The sequence below is a fragment of the Chroococcidiopsis thermalis PCC 7203 genome (assembly GCF_000317125.1).
Taxonomy (GTDB): Bacteria; Cyanobacteriota; Cyanobacteriia; order Cyanobacteriales; family Chroococcidiopsidaceae; genus Chroococcidiopsis; species Chroococcidiopsis thermalis.
In genome coordinates this window covers 1,262,340-1,279,426 of the sequence record NC_019695.1, presented here as the reverse complement: position 1 = coordinate 1,279,426, position 17,087 = coordinate 1,262,340, and the positions used below count along the sequence as shown (strand labels likewise).

Genomic DNA, 17,087 nt, shown 5'->3' with positions numbered 1-17,087 from the left:
AACTCGGGGACCCCACGACCGAAGGGAGTGGGGATTAGGGGGCGAAGGGGGACAAGGGAGATAAGGGAGATGAATAAGAAAAGACGAGTTAGTGCAAAAGTCAAAAGTCAAAAGTTAAAAGTCAAAAGTCGTTTGCAATTCCCGACTCCCGACTCTAGTACGGGCGCACACCTGTGCGCCCCTACGACTCCCGCCTCATCAGGCTTCACTATCCTAGAGGCTTTAATCGCGATCGCAATTCTATCAATATTGATGACCGCGATCGCGCCTGTGTTTGTCCTTGCTGTTGGTAATCGGCTGCAAGCAAGGCGAATAGAATTAGCAACTCAAGCAACAAAAACCTATATTGCTGGAGTTAAGGCGGGAACGATTGCACCACCACAGCATATAGTTGTCTTAAATGAAGTCGATAGTAACAAAAATTTTAATTCTCAACGCGAACAATTTGTTGCTACAGCTCCTCCTTCTACTTCTGGTGGTTTGCGTTGTACGAATGTTACAGTTGGTAATTCTTATTGCTGGAATAATACGACATCAAGTTTATATTGTTTCGATTTAGATGGTGGCGGTTGTAGTAGCGATAGCGGACAAGATTTGGTGATTCAGGCTTTTCGCAGCGCCAGTTCTGAGGATCGATCTATGGATAAAGCTTATATATTGGGGATTCGGGTTTATCGTGCTGCTGGTTTTAGCGATCTGTCACCGCTGGTTGCGAGTGATGCTAATACTCAAAGGACGCAGTTGACTTTTTCGGGGGGGTTGGGTAATTTCAAAACACCATTGGTTGAAACAGCTACAGAAATTGCTGCAAATGAATCAAGTATTAATGATTTTTGCGATCGCCTTGGGTGTGAGTGAGCCAAAGGTCAAAAGTCAAAAGTCAAAAGTCAAAAGTCAAAAGTCAAAAGTCAAAAGTCAAAAGTTTAAATATCTGTTTTTTGATTTGCTATATTTTTATTGATAATAAGGTTAAAAATTTTTATGAGTCATGATTTTTTTGATTTTTGTCGCGCAAAGACGCAGAGGCGCAAAGAAAGAAAAGAAAAGAGAAGAAGATTGGGTTGTAATGGTTTTACTTTGATTGAGTTGTTGGTGTCGATTGTTATTTCTTCGATTGTTTTGAGTTCGCTGTTGTCTTTTATGACGAATATGTTGACTTCTGAGCGAAGAGAACAGGCGAAGTCTAGTAGCGAACAAGAAATACAGTTGGCACTCGATTATATTTCTAGGGATTTACAAGAAGCTATTTATATTTATGATGCTGATGGCGTGCAGGCGATCGCCGACCAATTGCCTCATGCTAGAGAAGCAGATAAAGTTCCCGTACTTGTGTTTTGGAAGCCTACTTTTTTAGCTCAAGATCGTCCTGTTATTACGATAGATGGAACTACAACTACTGTTGGATGCTTGACTAAGTTACCTAGAACTGATGCCTGTAGTCAAAGAGATTATTTTGTTTATTCTTTAGTTATTTATTACTTAATTAAAGATAATAATCCTGCTTGGTCTGGAGCGGCAAGAATTGGAAGACTCGAAATACAAGATGGAATTAGAGATTCTCATAATTCGCGTAATTATCTGACAAATCCCGCTCCGGGTTTTCAATTATTCAATCTTTCTCAGGCGGGGAGTATTGAAGATAAAATGAATGCTTGGGAAAAGGCAGATACAGCTTACGATCTGCAAAAAAATCCGATTGAAGTATTAGTAGATTATGTCGATCCGAGTCCGAGCGATCGCACGCCAAAACCGTTAGATTGTCAAAATATTTCTTCTGATGCTCAACTCGTTCCTGCTAATACTCAACTTGCTAATCCTTTACAAATAAATAGTTTTTATGCCTGTGTAGATGCATCGCGCAATTTAGCTCAAGTTTATTTAAGAGGAAGTGCGTTGATGCGTTTGGAACAAAATGCTGTTTATAGTGACAGTCAGGCTAGCTATTTTCCTAGTTTAAATATACAAGTGAAAAGTCGCGGTACGACCAGCTCTAAATTTTAGCGGCAATTTGTTATGAATAAAATTACCAAGACAATTTTACACCCATCGATTTTTCGCAGGGGCGCACAGCTGTGCGCCCCTACAGATCGCGTTCCTCTTGGAATCTCCATTGGGGATAGGGGAGAGAGGGGGAATCGAGGATTTACCCTGATCGAACTCATCGTTGTAGTCATTATTATCGGAGTTTTAAGTGCGATCGCGGCTCCTAGTTGGGTGGCTTTTGTTGACGGTCGCCGTTTGAGTGTTGCTCAAGACCAAATTTTGCGCTCTTTACAGGCAGCACAAAGTAATGCTAGGCGAGATAAAGTAATATGGCAAGTCAGCTTTCGCGAACATAACGGCGTAGCACAGTGGATCGTTCTGCCAGCAAGTACAAACCCGACTGCTGTAACTTGGCAAAACTTAGATGCAGCGGTTCGCATCGTCGATCCAATTGTGAATGTCAACGATCCCGATGGCACAACTTTAGAATTCGATCCAACTCATAATTTATGGCGAATGCAATTTAACTATCGCGGAGAAGCAAATAGTCCGTTAGGAAAAATTGCGATCGCCACTCGTAGCGGCGGACAGCGCTGGAGTTGTGTTAAGATTGCTACTCTCTTAGGCGCAATCCGATCTGCTAGTGATGAGAATTGTCTGGATTAAACGTCATTGGTAATTGGTCATTTGCGATCGCCGATGGTTAGTTGTTATTAGTTTTGACTTTTGACTTTTGACTTTTGACTTTTTACTTACTCATCGCCTCTGCTGTTTTTTCCCGATTTAGCTTCAAAATCAGCACGCCTAAGGGAGGCAAACACAGATCGATGGAATAGGGATGATTGTGGTATTGCCATTCATCCGTCCATTTGCCCCCTAAGTTACCCATGTTGCTACCGCCGTACTCGCGGGAATCGCTATTAAATAACTCTTGGTAAAACCCTGGTTCGGGTACGCCAATTCTGTAGTGAGAGTGCGGTTGGGGAGTAAAGTTACAAACTGCGATCGCAAAATCCTCTGAATCTTTGGCGCGACGAATTAACGCAACTACGCTATGGCGATTGTCGCTGCAATCGATCCACTCAAACCCCGCTTCAGCAAAATCTTGGCTGTACAAAGCTGGTTCAGAGCGATATGTGTGGTTTAGATCTTTGAAAAACTGCTTGAGCTGTTGGTGTGATTCATATTGCAACAACTGCCACTCTAAGTCACCCCAGACGTTCCACTCGCTCCACTGTCCAAACTCCATGCTCATAAACATGGTTTTTTTGCCGGGGTGAACGAACATGAAGGTAAACAAGCAGCGGACGTTGGCGAATTTCTGCCACCTATCCCCTGGCATTTTACCGATGATGTTACTTTTGCCATGTACGACTTCATCGTGGGATAGAGCCAACATGTAATTTTCGCTGTGGTGATACCACATGCTGAAAGTGACGTTATTTTGGTGGAACTGGCGAAACCAAGGGTCCATGCTGAAGTAATCCAGCATATCGTGCATCCAGCCCATGTTCCACTTGAGATTAAAGCCTAATCCGCCCATATACGTAGGCCAAGATACCATAGGCCAAGCGGTAGATTCTTCCGCGATGGAGACGATACCAGGAAAATAACTAAAAATAACGTGATTTGTTTGCCGCAGGAACTCTGCTGCCTCTAAATTTTCCGTGCCACCATATTGATTTGGCAACCATTCCCCTTCTTTGCGGCAATAGTTCAGGTAAAGCATTGAGGCAACGGCATCTACCCGAATTCCGTCGATATGATACTTATCAAACCAGAACAAGGCGTTGGCAACCAAGAAGTTTCTCACTTCGTTGCGGCTGTAGTTGAATACTAAAGTTCCCCATTCTTTGTGTTCTCCCTTGCGCGGATCGGCATGTTCGTAGAGGTGAGTCCCATCAAAGAATGCTAACCCGTGTCCATCTTTAGGAAAATGACCTGGAACCCAATCAACGATTACCCCAATACCGTTTTGGTGGCATTGGTCAACAAAATACATGAAGTCTTCTGGCGTGCCATAGCGGGACGTACAAGCATAATAGCCAGTGACTTGATATCCCCAAGAGCCGTCAAAGGGATGCTCTGCAATTGGTAATAATTCAATATGGGTGTATCCTAAATCTTTTACGTAGGGAATCAGGCGATCGCCAAGTTCTCGATAGGTGAGAAAACGCGCCCCCGGTTTGAGTTCCGAGACAATGACGACGGGTTCTGTCTCCCCATTAGGCAACTTGGGAGGTTCGGCAGAGGAGGCGTGCAGCCACGAACCGAGATGGACTTCATAAACAGAAATTGGCTGTGTTAGGGGGTCGGTATGGCGGCGTTTTTCCATCCATGCCAAATCGCTCCATTCATAAGCGTCTAAGTCTGTGACAATGGATGCGGTTTTGGGTCGGGGTTCTTGCTGATAGCCATAAGGGTCAGACTTTTCGTAGATGTGACCATTGTTATTTTTTATTTCATATTTATAGCGATCGCCGACTTTGAGTTCGGGAATAAATATTTCCCATACTCCTGTAGCACCTTTGCGCATCTGGTGCTTGCGTCCGTCCCAATGATTAAAATCTCCAATAACTGACACGTTGCGCGCGTTCGGAGCCCAAACAGCGAAATAAACGCCTTGGACACCGTTAATTTCTGTTGCGTGCGCTCCTAGTTTTTCATAAATGCGGTGGTGATTGCCTTCCGCAAATAGATGCAGGTCAAAATCTGTCAAGCGGGGAGAGCGAAAGGCGTAGGGGTCGTAAATCACACGCTCGCGTTCTCCCTCCAAAATCCGCAACTGATAGTTTGCCAGTTCGGGAAGATCGAGCGTGCATTCAAAAAAGTGAGGATGATGCACGGTCTCCATCGGAAATTCTTTTCTTTCCTCTGGCAGTACCACCCACGCCGCACTCGCATTTGGTAAGTATGCTCGCACTGCCCAGACGGTTTTGCCTTCCTGTTCCACGGAATGAGCGCCTAGCACTTCAAAAGGATCTTGATGCTGGTTCCAAATAATTCGATCTACCTGTTCTGGTGCAATGGTGGTCATAGACATGCAGCTACCTACTTAGAATAAATTTACTAAACTCCTCTCGTCATACTTATACACACTCTTTACATTTATTTGCAAATGAGCAAGCAAAGCAACGGTATTTAGTTTGATTTTGTCTCAACCATAGGTAAGACTTTGGGGAGTCAGGGAAAAGGAGACAAGGGAGACAAGGAAGACAAGGGAGACAAGGAAGCAGAGCGGTAAAGGGAGCAATTCTAGTCACCAGCCACTAGCCACTCTCTACTGATAAATGTTCGCTGCTCCCTGCTCCCTCAAATAGGCAAAAAAGGTAAAAAAGTCCGAATTGCCTTTCGCAGTTGGAGTAGAAAAACGATTTCTCGGACTTGAGAGTTCAAAGTGGGTGGTGCAGGACGGGTTTGTAATTTAGCTTGTAATTGAGCGTATTGGGCAGCAGTTAGTGATTTGCCATCCACAGGCGATCGCGCTGTGAGAAAGATTTCCGTCCGCAAGACTTCTTCTGGTGTATCTTCTGGTGGTGGTAAAGCTAATACAGATTGGGCGATCGCAGAGATTGTAAAAAACACGATGCCAACACCTAAAAATTGAGTTTGAAAGTGGGTTATCTCCTGACGTTTGCCAACTGGCAAAAACCCCATACTCTCTCTTTCTCCCTAAACTGCTACCAGAGTATTTATAGCATTTTGTCTGCCCTCCTAAGCACTACACCTAAGCACTACATATGTAGGTACTTATTACTTATGTGGTAAGAGAGCATATGTAATGCAAAAAGCGCCCCCCTTTTTGGGGAGGCGCTTTCCTAAATCAAACTAACGCGAATTAGCCATTGAGGGAAGGAGCTTCGACAGCAGCTAAGTCGAGGGGGAAGTTGTGAGCATTGCGCTCGTGCATCACTTCCATACCCAGGTTAGCGCGGTTGAGGATGTCTGCCCATGTACCAATCGCATGTCCTTGAGAGTCAACCACCGACTGGTTGAAGTTGAAGCCGTTGAGGTTGAACGCCATGGTGCTGATGCCCAAGGAGGTGAACCAAATCCCGATGACGGGCCATGCTGCGAGGAAGAAGTGCAGCGCGCGGCTGTTGTTGAAGGATGCGTATTGGAAGATCAAGCGACCGAAGTAGCCGTGAGCTGCAACGATGTTGTAGGTTTCTTCTTCTTGTCCGAATTTGTAACCGTAGTTCTGAGATTCGGTTTCGGTTGTTTCACGTACCAAGGAAGAGGTAACCAAAGAACCGTGCATCGCGCTGAACAGGGCACCACCGAATACACCGGCTACACCTAATTGGTGGAACGGGTGCATCAGGATGTTGTGCTCGGCTTGGAACACTAACATGAAGTTGAATGTTCCCGAGATCCCCAAGGGCATCCCGTCTGAGAAAGAGCCTTGTCCGATTGGATAAATCAAGAAGACTGCGGTTGCTGCTGCTACTGGTGCCGAGTATGCGACGCAGATCCAAGGACGCATTCCTAAGCGGTAGGATAGTTCCCACTCACGTCCCATGTAGCAGAATACACCGATTAAGAAGTGGAAAATTACCAATTGGTAAGGTCCACCGTTGTACAGCCATTCGTCTAATGATGCTGCTTCCCAGATTGGGTAGAAGTGCAAGCCGATGGCGTTGGAGGATGGCACAACTGCACCTGAGATGATGTTGTTGCCATAGATTAACGAACCTGCTACTGGTTCGCGGATCCCGTCGATATCTACCGGTGGTGCGGCGATGAATGCGACGATGAAGCAGGTGGTGGCAGCGAGCAACGTGGGGATCATCAACACGCCAAACCAGCCAATGTATAGGCGGTTTTCTGTGCTTGCTACCCAGTTACAAAACTGTTCCCACAAGGAAGCGCTTTCGCGTCTTTGTAATGTGGTTGTCATGGTTCTATGTATTGCTAATTAAACAACTGGAATGTTGCTTGCTTTGGTATGAATCAGGCTCCGTACTTGGTTGCCTGTAAATATATCTTTACACAACTTCAGCAAAAATTTCACATACTGCCAATTCTATTAAGTAATGTTAAAACAGGATATATATAAAAAAAAGTTATATTTGAAGAGAAAAATGTCTGTCTGTAGGCAATATTCGCAATAAATCTATAGCGATCGCAGCAACTGAAATGAGCGCAGTCACTGCTTTGTCAAGCAGAATTGGTAGGTAAATAGTTGGTTCAAAGTAGGATAAATTTGAAAAATCCTCAGTGGAGAAATATTTAAATGTGATGAGGTATATTTCTAAAGGGGGATGACAAAAATTAGATCTCAGCAGCCCTAGCAAGGGACTTAAACAGTCGTAATTTTCGCGATCGCGCCTCCTAAAATAGAGGTAAAGACTCACTCCAAGCGAGGTTTAGATGCCTACTTCCAATTCCAACCTCAAAGAAACCGCAGGCGTAAAAGTATTATTTTTTTCAATTCCCAACAATTTCCTATTGCAGCTCGGTACTGGCTCTCTACTACTTGGGCTAGTTGGAGGTAAAGCTGTAGCTCAGGCAGTAACAGCTATTGGGCAAGCCAGTGAAGAAGTATTTCGTGGCGATCGCTTGCCAGTTTTGCCATTTCCCGAAACAGAGACGACATCAGAACCTAGTGACGCATAATTTGCATCGTGCCTAATTCGTCAGGATTTCGATTAAAGATAAAGATTGTCGCTTCGACAACGAATTAGGACAGCATTCAACTCTACAATTATTAATTGTTCCTGGCTCTACTCGAACAGACCCTATGACTTCGCTCCTCCACTCCCATGATGAAGCTTTGACTATCAGCACCTCTCCCTTTGATTTGTTTTTGAGGCAACGCCTGCAAACAGTAGAGGAGTTGTGGGAGTCTGTTCTGAAACAAGAATGCGGTCAAGAATTAGTAAATCTCTTGGCGCAATTACGCGATTTATGCTCGTCAGAAGGACAAGCGATCGACGAGCAAATAGCGGAAGTCGTACAATTAATCTCTCAGTTAGAGTTGAACGAAGCAATTCGCGCTGCGCGTGCCTTTGCACTCTATTTCCAGTTGATTAACATTGTCGAGCAGCACTACGAGCAACGCCAACAACTGAGTATCAGTCGCGCTTTGCATCAAAAAGCAGCTAAGCAGCTACATCAAACGCCACAACCCACCTCTACAATTAACGGACATCAAACAGCAGATGTAAATCGAGATCCTGGCGTAGAGCTGTTAGAAAAAAACTGGCACGCTACCCAGCAGCAGCAAAAACAAGGGACTTTCCACACCTTGTTTCCCCATCTACGGCAGATGAACGTACCGCCGCAACACATTCAACGGTTGATCGACCAATTAGATGTCAGATTAGTCTTTACGGCGCACCCCACTGAGATCGTGCGCTCTACAATTCGGGACAAGCAAAGACGCTTAGCCAAGCTACTGCAACAGCTCGATCGGATTGAGGAAAGTACGGGCAGTATTGAAGGTGCTAATCCTTGGGAAGCAGAAGCCCTGCGGGAACAGCTCACAGAAGAAATTCGCCTCTGGTGGCGCACTGACGAGTTACACCAATTTAAGCCAGCAGTGTTAGATGAGGTAGAGTACGCCCTGCACTACTTCAAAGAAGTTCTGTTCGAGCAAATTCCCTTGCTGAATCACAGATTTAAACACGCTCTGGCATCTGCCTTTCCCCGCTTGCGTCCGCCTAGTAATAACTTTTGTAAATTTGGTTCCTGGGTAGGATCGGATCGGGATGGCAACCCCTCAGTGACACCCCAAGTTACGTGGCAAACGGCTTGCTATCAACGCCAGTTGGTGTTGGAAAAATACATTCATTCAGTCAAGCGACTGACAAATTTATTGAGCATATCGCTGCACTGGAGCGATGTCCTGCCAGATTTATTAGAATCTCTGGAGCAGGATCGGTTGCAGATGAACGAAGTGTATGAAGCACTTGCCCTGCGGTATCGTCAAGAACCCTATCGGCTCAAGCTTGCCTACATTTTGAAGCGACTAGAAAATACATTCGAGCGTAACGCGCGCCTGTACAACAAGAATCTGCGCAAGCAAGAAATTCAAGAAGAGAACGTCACCACGGCAGTCTATAAATCTGGGCTTGACTTTCTCGCGGAATTACGACTAATTCAACGCAACTTGTCAGAAACAGGCTTAAACTGCCGAGAACTTGATAGCCTGATTTGTCAAGTAGAAATTTATGACTTTAACCTAGCTCACCTCGATATTCGCCAAGAATCTTCTCGCCACGCCCATGCTTTCAATGAAGTGTTGGAATATCTACAAATTCTGCCTCAGTCATATAACGAATTGTCAGAAGCAGAAAGAGTCAAGTGGTTGTCGGAAGAATTGCAGACTCGTCGTCCGTTGATTCCCGCCGAACTACCTTTTAGTGAAAAAACCAACGAAGCGATCGAAACTTTGCGCGTCGTGCGTTTGTTACAGCAAGAGTTTGGCGTGCAGGTTTGCCAGAGTTACATTATCAGCATGAGCCGCGATCTGAGCGATTTGCTAGAGGTGCTGTTACTAGCTAAAGAAGCTGGACTCTACGATCCAGCAACAGGAATCGGGACGATCCAAGTCGTACCTCTATTTGAGACGGTAGAGGACTTGCAACGCGCCCCCAGCATCATGCAACAGCTATTCGATCTGACGTTTTATCGCGCTTTGTTGGCGGGAGGGTATGAAGCGATAAAACGGGAGTCGGGAGTCGGGAGTCGGGAGTCGGTGGGACAAGGGGACAAGGAGACAAGAAGACAAGGAAACAATTCTAGTCACCAGCCACTAGCCACTAGCCACTCTCCACTTACTGCTCACTTACAAGAGGTGATGTTGGGTTACTCAGATAGCAACAAGGATTCTGGGTTTCTCAGCAGCAATTGGGAAATTCACAAAGCGCAAAAAGCACTCCAACAAGTTGCCGAACAGCATGGAGTCGATTTGAGAATTTTTCACGGACGCGGCGGCTCGGTAGGACGTGGTGGTGGTCCTGCATACGAGGCAATTTTGGCTCAACCCGGACATAGTATTAATGGCAGAATTAAAATTACCGAACAAGGTGAAGTTTTAGCTTCTAAATACTCGCTGCCAGAGTTGGCGCTTTACAATTTGGAAACAATTTCGACTGCCGTGATTCAGGCTAGCTTGTTACGCACGGGCTTTGATAATATTCAACCATGGAATGAAATATTAGAAGAGTTAGCAGCGCGATCGCGGCAACATTATCGCGCCCTGATCTACGAGCAACCAGATTTCATTGACTTTTTCCACCAAGTGACTCCGATTGACGAGATCAGCCAACTCCAAATCAGCTCTCGCCCCGCACGACGACAAGGTGGAAAAAAAGATTTAAGTGGTTTGCGGGCAATTCCTTGGGTGTTTAGTTGGACGCAAAGCCGTTTTCTCCTACCTGCTTGGTATGGTGTCGGCGCAGCTTTGCAGGAATTTTTAAACGAGGAACCAGAGCAACACCTCAAATTGTTACGTTATTTCTACATGAAGTGGCCCTTCTTCAAAATGGCAATTTCTAAAGTAGAGATGACGCTGGCAAAAGTAGACATGCAAATCGCTCATCACTACGTCAAGGAGTTATCGAAACCCCAAGACTTAGAACGATTTGAGCGGTTATTCGAGCAAATTTTGCAAGAGTTTCACCTCACAACTGACTTAGTACTGAGTATTACAGGTCATAAACGCCTGCTCGACGGCGATCCAGTTTTACAGCAGTCCGTGCAGTTGCGGAGTGCGACGATTGTACCGTTAGGATTTTTGCAGGTTTCATTGCTGAAGCGACTGCGGCAATACAGCAACCCGAGTACGACAGGCATCATCGATTCTCGCCATAGCAAAGGTGAATTGTTGCGCGGTGCATTGTTAACTATCAATGGAATCGCGGCTGGGATGAGGAATACTGGTTGATTGGTAGTTGGTAATTGGTAGTTGGTAGTTGGTAGTTGGCGATCGCGTTTACAAATGACTAATGACCAATGACAAACAAAAAAAGAATGTTGGTTTGTACCTTTGTCGCGTTGGCAGCGGGATGTTTTGGTGCGATCGCAGGTGGGCAAATTAGTGCATGGGTACACCAGCAAAACTGTCAACAATTCCAGTGGGGAGGCAAGGAAATTTGTCAAGCTTGGGCGATCCCAGGAGCGCTCTGGCAAGGTAGTACGACTGGATTTTGGGTTGGTGAAGTGGTGGGTGCGTTACTGGCTGGTTTAGCAACGCAACGAGGGGCTACTGACAACTGATAACTGATAACTGTACGGGCGGGTTTTGACCTTAGATTTACAGATTGGATAGTGGATCTTGCGCGCACCCGCTCCTATGTCCTGTACGGGCGGGTTTTGGGCAAAGCTGGATTGACACAAACGCTGAATCTGTTGCTAAACCCGCCCCTACGATAACTGATAACTGTTCACTGGTCGCTGGTTGCAGTAGGTGTTTGCAAGCTCTCCCAACTCTTCCAGGTATTGGTATTTGTGTCAAAACAGCGCCAGCTCGACCGTTCTGCTTCTTGGTAGCAAATCAACACGCGGTGGCTATATGGGTAGCTGCTACTGATGTAAGACACTACTTGTTGTAGAGGGGCTGTTTTGCGACTGAGCCGCCTAGCAACAGCCTGGTTGGGGCATTCAATTAACATGGCTGAGTGTCCGTCAATGTAGGTGAGAGAAAAGACAGACATGCGCAAAATTGCCCGCAACCAACTTTCCGTATGGTCAAAATACTCGTCTACAATCCTGTTAGTAAATGCTCTTTGCAACGAACGGTCGTTGGAGTTGGGTTTGAGAGAGTCTGACATAGTGACGCTTGTGAGTGGCTGGCTTGAGGTTAGATCGAAAATGTTGAGAGTGACAAGTAGGCAATTCCCTTCGGGGTAGCTTCGCTTCACGCGCAACCAAGCAGATTTTTTCTATTTGTAACAGAAAAATTCCTGTGGATGCTTTTTGTTTTGATTTTGCCAATCTCTCTTGGTAGAATGCATCCGTAGATCTTCTCATATAGCTATGTCTGCGGAAACGTCACTAGATAACACTTTGGGAGCAGATGCCGTCGATCGCGCAATTGCGGATGGGATCGATTTGGACGGCTCCCCAATTCCTCCTGTCAAGTTGGAACTTTACCATCAAGTCATGGCGCTAGAAGCAGGAAGACAGCGCAGTGGCGTGTCAAATACAATGCGATCGCGGATCGTGCGCATCGGTGCGAAGCACATTTCCCAAGCGGAACTCAACCAAATGCTACTCGATGCTGGTTTTGCACCACTTAAGGATAAGGAAGTCGCTTTTTATTACGGGAATAAATAGAAGACAAAGGGGACAAGGAAGCAGAGGCAGCTGGGGGACGCAAGGTTGCTAAGGAAGCTGAGGGAGCAACACTGATAACTGATAACTGATAACTGATAACTGATAACTGCTCCCTCAATTACCACTCATAGCCGCGCTCGACCCAATAATACCAATCTTCGATCGCTTCTAACGTGTCGTCATCAACTTCCATCGGTACGACATCATATAAAGGTACGGCAAAAGTATCTTCCGTACCCTCTTCTTGATAAACGATTTCTACATACATATCGTCTTGGCATTCTTCTTCCGATGCCATTCCGATAACTTCGACTTCTTCACCTTCGATTTCTACTTCATCTTCCGAGTCAATCGGACGCTCTTCTGAAATCCAGATGGCGTTGAAAGGAAATTTAATCTTGTTATCGAGATAGTAATACCAACCTAGTCGCCGTTCTTCTTCGTCATAAGCATCAACGACGACTTCCATTTCGATTCTTTCTTCTCTGCTTGCGTCGATTTCCAACTCGGACATGGGAAACCTCACCACAATGGGCTGAGCGTGAACATTACCAAGCACAAACATTCTAGATGCTAGCAATACTAGCTAGACAATGAGGTTAAAAATTTTAAAGCGCCAAGTGTAGAAATCATTGCAGAAAGATGAATTTAACTTTACCTTAAGTTGCGATCGCGTCAACAGTTTTGCAACTCATTTCTAAGAGGGCGATCGAATTAGAAATATTTGCCAGAACTGAACCACAAACTCCGGCAAATTGTTGGCAACCTACCAACCCCAACTACCAAGAACACCTTTAAATGGTCCAACAATATCGCTCGTAATCCAGCCACCATAAAAGTTCCCTGGCTGAGGCTGTACTTTTTCCCCATCGACATAGCAAGCATCCATGACATGGGCATAAAAAGCTACATAATCCTTAACTGTGGCAAAGCTTGGCGTTGGGTCAGGATAAAACCAGGCTGCATTCTCAGCCTGTTTGTCGCCGACAACAATAGTGTAATATCCTGCTCGACCTTTCCATTCGCAAAAACTCGCATTGGGTGTTCTGACGAGGTACTCCATTTTAATATCGCTAGGAGGGATATAGTAAACCGGGGGATGGCTGGTTTCGAGTACACGCTTGGCATGGCGAGTATTGGCAATTTCTACACCATTGAAAATAATTTGAATCTGCTTGTTAACATCCTCCAGGCGAGGAGGTCTGGGGTAATCCCAGACTGATTCTTGACCGGGAGCAGGTTGAATGCGTTGAGGATGCGCCATGCTAGTTTTCTATGTGATGAATGTTACTGTAGGGGCGCACGGCTGTGCGCCCCTACTATAAATCTGCGTCCTTACTATAAATCCTTGTGAGTGAAAGATTTAGCATTTGTCCCCGTGTAGGTAGCAGCGATGTGTCCGTCGCCTGTAAGCTGGTATTTATATGTAACTAATCCTTCTAAACCAACAGGACCACGGGGTGGCAATTTGTGTGTGCTGATGCCAACTTCTGCACCAAAGCCGTAACGGAAGCCATCAGCAAAGCGAGTCGAACAGTTATGATAAACCCCCGCTGCATCGACTTGGGCTAAAAATGTTTTTGCCGTTGTCGGATCTTCAGTGACGATCGCCTCTGTGTGTCGCGATCCATAAGTATTAATGTGGGCGATCGCTTCTTCTAGAGAATCTACTACCTTAATTGCTAAAATCAAATCGCTGTATTCCGTCGTCCAATCTGCCTCGGTTGCTGCGGCTACATCAATAATTTTGCGAGTGCGATCGTCACCGCGCAATTCTACCTGGCGTTCTTGTAACGCACGGGCAACTAGCGGTAGAAATTCAGGGGCAATATATTGATGTACTAATAGAGTTTCTATCGCATTGCAAGCAGCGGGATAATGGGTTTTGGCATCAACAGTAATCTCTACTGCCTTGGCAATATCAGCTGCTTTATCTATGTAAGCGTGACAGATACCATCTGCATGACCTAAAACAGGAATGCGGGTATTTTCTTGTACGAAGCGCACGAAAGAGTTAGAACCCCTTGGAATAATCAGATCGACATATTCATCTAATTGCAACAGCGCCATTGTCTCTTCTCGCGTTGTCAGCAATTGGACTACGGCTGGGTTAATTTCTGTTTGAGAAAGTCCGTGGTGGATCGCTTTGACGATCGCCTCGCAAGATCGCACGGCTTCCTTACCACCTTTGAGGATGACACCATTTCCCGATTTAATCGCTAATAAAGAGATTTGAATTGCTGCATCGGGTCTAGCTTCAAAAATGACACCTAATACTCCCAGAGGGCAAGTAACGCGCTGAAGAACTAACCCTGTATCGAGTTCGCGATGAATCTGCACCGCACCCACGGGATCGGGTAATTTGCCCACATCTCGCACCCCCGCGATCGCACTTTTGAGTTTAGTTGCATCTAATTTGAGGCGGTTGTAGAGTGGTTTGGCAATTCCTTCCGCTTCAGCTGCTTTGCAATCAGCTGCATTTGCTGCCAAGATTTCCTCACTGGCGGCTGCTAACGATTGGGCGATCGCTTCAATTGCTCGATCTTTTGCTTCGGTAGATAAGACTGCGAGTTGACGCGCTGCATCGCGAGTAGAAAGAGCGATCGCACTGAGGGAATGGGATTCGATCTGGGTGGCAGTCATGAATCGATCTCAAAGATATCCAGCCAAAGTGTAACAAATATCAGTTATCAGTTGTCAGTTATCAGTTGTCAGTTATCAGTTGACATTTACTACTAATATTGAGTTTGCATGGGTTGGTAATGGGTAATGGGTAATGAGTAATGACAGACAAAATTACGGTGATTCAAGGCGATATTACTCAGTTGCAGGTGGATGCGATCGTTAATGCTGCCAATAATTCACTGTTGGGTGGTGGCGGCGTAGATGGGGCAATTCATCGCGCGGCTGGCTCCCAGTTGTTAGCAGAATGTCGTCAGTTAAGGGGGTGTGCCACAGGTGCGGCTAAAATTACTCAAGGGTATAACTTACCCGCCAAGTGGGTGATTCATACTGTTGGTCCAGTGTGGGAAGGTGGCGATCGCGGTGAGGATGAACTTTTAGCAAGTTGTTATCGCAGTAGCTTGACTTTAGCAGTGCAACATGGAATTAAAACCATTGCCTTTCCTGCTATTAGTACGGGCGTGTATCGCTTTCCGATCGATCGCGCCGCACAAATTGCTGTGAGAGAAGTTCAGGCTTTTTTGTCTACCAATGATTCGATCTCGCAAGTCATTCTTGTCTGTTTTAGTCAATCGACATGCGATCGCTTTCTTAAAGCATTGCAACAAGTGGGTGAAACATCGCTAAATTAGATCGGCGTATCTGTTTTTGTCGGGAGTCGGTAATCATTGTAGAGACGTTACATGTAACGTCTCTACAATGTGGTTTGTCCCCTTGTCCTCCTTATCCCTTCTAACTTGGAGTGAAATAATGTCAAAACTGCCCAGCAACAAGATCGATCCCGCACCCATGACGGCGGATGTTAGCGTTGTGGATTTGATCGATAATTACTTCACGGCATATAACTCTGCAAGATTACGGGAAATCTGCCAGTTGTTGAGTCGAGAAGTGTTTCGCGAGGATGTCACTGTAGGCTTGAGCCTATCGGGAGCCATGACCCCTGCTGGATATGGAGTTTCTGCCTTAGCGCCCCTGATTCGGCATGGTTTTATCGATTGGGCGATCAGTACTGGTGCTAATCTCTATCACGATATGCACTATGGGTTAGGTTTTGAACTGTATAAAGGTAATCCGTTTGTAGACGATGTGAAGTTGCGTCAGGAAGGCACGATTCGCATTTATGACATTATGTTCGGTTATGACGTGCTGCTGGAAACGGATGCTTTCATTCGTAAGATTCTTCAAGCGGAACCTTTCCAAAAATGCATGGGAACGGCAGAATTCCACTACTTGCTGGGTAAATACATCCGTGAAGTCGAAAAGCAAATTGGAGTGAAGCATTCTTGTTTGCTGGCGACGGCTTATGAATGCGGCGTACCGATCTATACTTCTTCGCCTGGAGATAGTTCGATTGGGATGAATGTTGCGGCTTTGGCTTTGGAAGGCTCGAAATTAATTCTCGATCCGTCGCTAGATGTCAATGAGACAGCCGCGATCGCCTATTCTGCTAGAGAATCGGAAGGGAAAAGCGCAGCGTTGATTCTCGGTGGTGGTAGTCCCAAAAATTTCTTATTACAAACTCAACCCCAACTTCACGAAGTACTAGGGTTGGAAGAACGGGGACACGATTACTTTATCCAGTTTACCGATGCGCGTCCCGATACTGGCGGTTTATCTGGAGCCACCCCCAGCGAAGCTGTCAGTTGGGGAAAAATCGATCCTGAAGAACTTCCCAGTACGGTAGTTTGCTACACCGACAGCACGATCGCCCTTCCCCTCGTTACCGCATACGTTCTCAACCAGTGTCCCCAGCGTCCCCTGAAACGCCTATACGATCGCCGCGAACAGATCCTAGAACAACTCCGCACCGATTACTTAGCTGCTAAAACTCAGCCCACAGATAAGATTCCGGCTGCGGTGGCTGATGCTGCTACAGAACAACCGATCGCGACTTATCCCTGTGGAAGAGTGATTCCACAACATTCTTCGTGAAATTCAAAAGTAAGGTGGGCAACGTCCACCTTACTAAAACATCTTATCTATCATCGGATAGATGAATTTAAAAAATAATATTATTTGAGTAGCAATTAACACCTCGATCGCTAATTATTAAATCTTGTTCTTGTTATTAGAAGACCGCTTCCGCAGACCGTTCTTACCTGAACGGGCGATCGCCGCTTAAGAAAGTGGTGTGTGGC

16 protein-coding genes are annotated in these 17,087 nt (G+C 45.8%); 9 read left to right on the top strand and 7 right to left on the bottom strand.

What is annotated here, in order from left to right; translation table 11 throughout:
* Nucleotides 1-27 precede the first annotated feature (27 nt).
* The 3 genes from hpsB to CHRO_RS05645 all read left to right on the top strand — a co-directional run bounded on the left by hpsB (nucleotide 28) and on the right by CHRO_RS05645 (nucleotide 2,649).
* Nucleotides 28-858, top strand: coding sequence for a hormogonium polysaccharide secretion pseudopilin HpsB (hpsB, locus tag CHRO_RS05655; protein WP_219336084.1), 831 nt, complete (start codon nucleotides 28-30; stop codon nucleotides 856-858).
* A 123-nt stretch (nucleotides 859-981) separates the two neighbouring features.
* Nucleotides 982-2,001, top strand: a complete 1,020-nt coding sequence (gene hpsC / locus CHRO_RS05650) for a hormogonium polysaccharide secretion pseudopilin HpsC (protein WP_015153223.1) — start codon at nucleotides 982-984, stop codon at nucleotides 1,999-2,001.
* Nucleotides 2,002-2,013: 12 nt separating this feature from the next.
* Nucleotides 2,014-2,649: a prepilin-type N-terminal cleavage/methylation domain-containing protein gene (locus CHRO_RS05645; RefSeq protein WP_015153222.1), complete on the top strand. Its 636-nt coding sequence runs from the start codon at nucleotides 2,014-2,016 to the stop codon at nucleotides 2,647-2,649.
* Between the two features lie 82 nt (nucleotides 2,650-2,731).
* On the opposite strand, the gene glgB is transcribed toward CHRO_RS05645, so the two are convergent.
* The 3 genes from glgB to psbA all read right to left on the bottom strand — a co-directional run bounded on the left by glgB (nucleotide 2,732) and on the right by psbA (nucleotide 6,883).
* Nucleotides 2,732-5,020, bottom strand: a complete 2,289-nt coding sequence (glgB, locus tag CHRO_RS05640; RefSeq protein WP_041462369.1) for a 1,4-alpha-glucan branching enzyme — start codon at nucleotides 5,018-5,020, stop codon at nucleotides 2,732-2,734.
* A 275-nt stretch (nucleotides 5,021-5,295) separates the two neighbouring features.
* On the bottom strand, nucleotides 5,296-5,640 hold the full coding sequence (locus tag CHRO_RS05635) for a hypothetical protein (protein WP_015153220.1): 345 nt from the start codon (nucleotides 5,638-5,640) through the stop codon (nucleotides 5,296-5,298).
* Between the two features lie 181 nt (nucleotides 5,641-5,821).
* A complete protein-coding gene (psbA, locus tag CHRO_RS05630; protein ID WP_015153219.1) occupies nucleotides 5,822-6,883 on the bottom strand; it encodes a photosystem II q(b) protein in 1,062 nt (353 codons plus the stop codon).
* Between the two features lie 473 nt (nucleotides 6,884-7,356).
* Here psbA and CHRO_RS05625 point away from each other — a divergent pair, with 473 nt between their 5' ends.
* From CHRO_RS05625 to CHRO_RS05615, 3 genes are all read left to right on the top strand, one after another.
* A complete protein-coding gene (locus CHRO_RS05625; RefSeq protein WP_015153218.1) occupies nucleotides 7,357-7,602 on the top strand; it encodes a hypothetical protein in 246 nt (81 codons plus the stop codon).
* Nucleotides 7,603-7,726: 124 nt separating this feature from the next.
* The gene (locus CHRO_RS05620) at nucleotides 7,727-10,876 is read left to right on the top strand and encodes a phosphoenolpyruvate carboxylase (protein WP_015153217.1); all 3,150 of its coding nucleotides are present in this window, start codon (nucleotides 7,727-7,729) and stop codon (nucleotides 10,874-10,876) included.
* Between the two features lie 68 nt (nucleotides 10,877-10,944).
* Complete coding sequence (locus CHRO_RS05615) at nucleotides 10,945-11,208, top strand: hypothetical protein (RefSeq protein WP_041462368.1); 264 nt, start codon at nucleotides 10,945-10,947, stop codon at nucleotides 11,206-11,208.
* 167 nt (nucleotides 11,209-11,375) lie between these two features.
* Here CHRO_RS05615 and CHRO_RS05610 read toward each other — a convergent pair whose 3' ends face one another.
* Complete coding sequence (locus tag CHRO_RS05610; protein WP_015153215.1) at nucleotides 11,376-11,762, bottom strand: hypothetical protein; 387 nt, start codon at nucleotides 11,760-11,762, stop codon at nucleotides 11,376-11,378.
* Between the two features lie 205 nt (nucleotides 11,763-11,967).
* Here CHRO_RS05610 and CHRO_RS05605 point away from each other — a divergent pair, with 205 nt between their 5' ends.
* Complete coding sequence (locus tag CHRO_RS05605; RefSeq protein ID WP_015153214.1) at nucleotides 11,968-12,267, top strand: small RNA NsiR4-regulated ssr1528 family protein; 300 nt, start codon at nucleotides 11,968-11,970, stop codon at nucleotides 12,265-12,267.
* A gap of 118 nt (nucleotides 12,268-12,385) precedes the next feature.
* Here CHRO_RS05605 and CHRO_RS05600 read toward each other — a convergent pair whose 3' ends face one another.
* The 3 genes from CHRO_RS05600 to CHRO_RS05590 form a co-directional block, all read right to left on the bottom strand.
* On the bottom strand, nucleotides 12,386-12,781 hold the full coding sequence (locus CHRO_RS05600) for a calcium-binding protein (protein WP_015153213.1): 396 nt from the start codon (nucleotides 12,779-12,781) through the stop codon (nucleotides 12,386-12,388).
* Nucleotides 12,782-13,033: 252 nt separating this feature from the next.
* Nucleotides 13,034-13,531 carry a DUF427 domain-containing protein gene (locus tag CHRO_RS05595; RefSeq protein ID WP_015153212.1) on the bottom strand — a complete coding sequence of 166 codons (498 nt, stop codon included), beginning with the start codon at nucleotides 13,529-13,531 and terminating at the stop codon, nucleotides 13,034-13,036.
* A 74-nt stretch (nucleotides 13,532-13,605) separates the two neighbouring features.
* Nucleotides 13,606-14,910 carry a glutamate-5-semialdehyde dehydrogenase gene (locus tag CHRO_RS05590; RefSeq protein ID WP_015153211.1) on the bottom strand — a complete coding sequence of 435 codons (1,305 nt, stop codon included), beginning with the start codon at nucleotides 14,908-14,910 and terminating at the stop codon, nucleotides 13,606-13,608.
* A gap of 140 nt (nucleotides 14,911-15,050) precedes the next feature.
* On the opposite strand from CHRO_RS05590, the gene CHRO_RS05585 reads away from it, so the two are divergent.
* On the top strand, nucleotides 15,051-15,581 hold the full coding sequence (locus CHRO_RS05585) for an O-acetyl-ADP-ribose deacetylase (RefSeq protein WP_015153210.1): 531 nt from the start codon (nucleotides 15,051-15,053) through the stop codon (nucleotides 15,579-15,581).
* 118 nt (nucleotides 15,582-15,699) lie between these two features.
* Nucleotides 15,700-16,881 carry a homospermidine biosynthesis protein gene (locus tag CHRO_RS05580; RefSeq protein WP_015153209.1) on the top strand — a complete coding sequence of 394 codons (1,182 nt, stop codon included), beginning with the start codon at nucleotides 15,700-15,702 and terminating at the stop codon, nucleotides 16,879-16,881.
* Nucleotides 16,882-17,087: the final 206 nt, after the last annotated feature.

Coding starts and splice junctions, on each gene's coding strand:
- hpsC (WP_015153223.1), top strand. CDS start 982: ATGAGTCATGATTTTTTTGATTTTTGTCGCGCAAAGACGCAGAGGCGC.
- CHRO_RS05645 (WP_015153222.1), top strand. CDS start 2,014: ATGAATAAAATTACCAAGACAATTTTACACCCATCGATTTTTCGCAGG.
- glgB (WP_041462369.1), bottom strand. CDS start 5,020: ATGACCACCATTGCACCAGAACAGGTAGATCGAATTATTTGGAACCAG.
- CHRO_RS05635 (WP_015153220.1), bottom strand. CDS start 5,640: ATGGGGTTTTTGCCAGTTGGCAAACGTCAGGAGATAACCCACTTTCAA.
- psbA (WP_015153219.1), bottom strand. CDS start 6,883: ATGACAACCACATTACAAAGACGCGAAAGCGCTTCCTTGTGGGAACAG.
- CHRO_RS05625 (WP_015153218.1), top strand. CDS start 7,357: ATGCCTACTTCCAATTCCAACCTCAAAGAAACCGCAGGCGTAAAAGTA.
- CHRO_RS05620 (WP_015153217.1), top strand. CDS start 7,727: ATGACTTCGCTCCTCCACTCCCATGATGAAGCTTTGACTATCAGCACC.
- CHRO_RS05615 (WP_041462368.1), top strand. CDS start 10,945: ATGACAAACAAAAAAAGAATGTTGGTTTGTACCTTTGTCGCGTTGGCA.
- CHRO_RS05610 (WP_015153215.1), bottom strand. CDS start 11,762: ATGTCAGACTCTCTCAAACCCAACTCCAACGACCGTTCGTTGCAAAGA.
- CHRO_RS05605 (WP_015153214.1), top strand. CDS start 11,968: ATGTCTGCGGAAACGTCACTAGATAACACTTTGGGAGCAGATGCCGTC.
- CHRO_RS05600 (WP_015153213.1), bottom strand. CDS start 12,781: ATGTCCGAGTTGGAAATCGACGCAAGCAGAGAAGAAAGAATCGAAATG.
- CHRO_RS05595 (WP_015153212.1), bottom strand. CDS start 13,531: ATGGCGCATCCTCAACGCATTCAACCTGCTCCCGGTCAAGAATCAGTC.
- CHRO_RS05590 (WP_015153211.1), bottom strand. CDS start 14,910: ATGACTGCCACCCAGATCGAATCCCATTCCCTCAGTGCGATCGCTCTT.
- CHRO_RS05585 (WP_015153210.1), top strand. CDS start 15,051: ATGACAGACAAAATTACGGTGATTCAAGGCGATATTACTCAGTTGCAG.
- CHRO_RS05580 (WP_015153209.1), top strand. CDS start 15,700: ATGTCAAAACTGCCCAGCAACAAGATCGATCCCGCACCCATGACGGCG.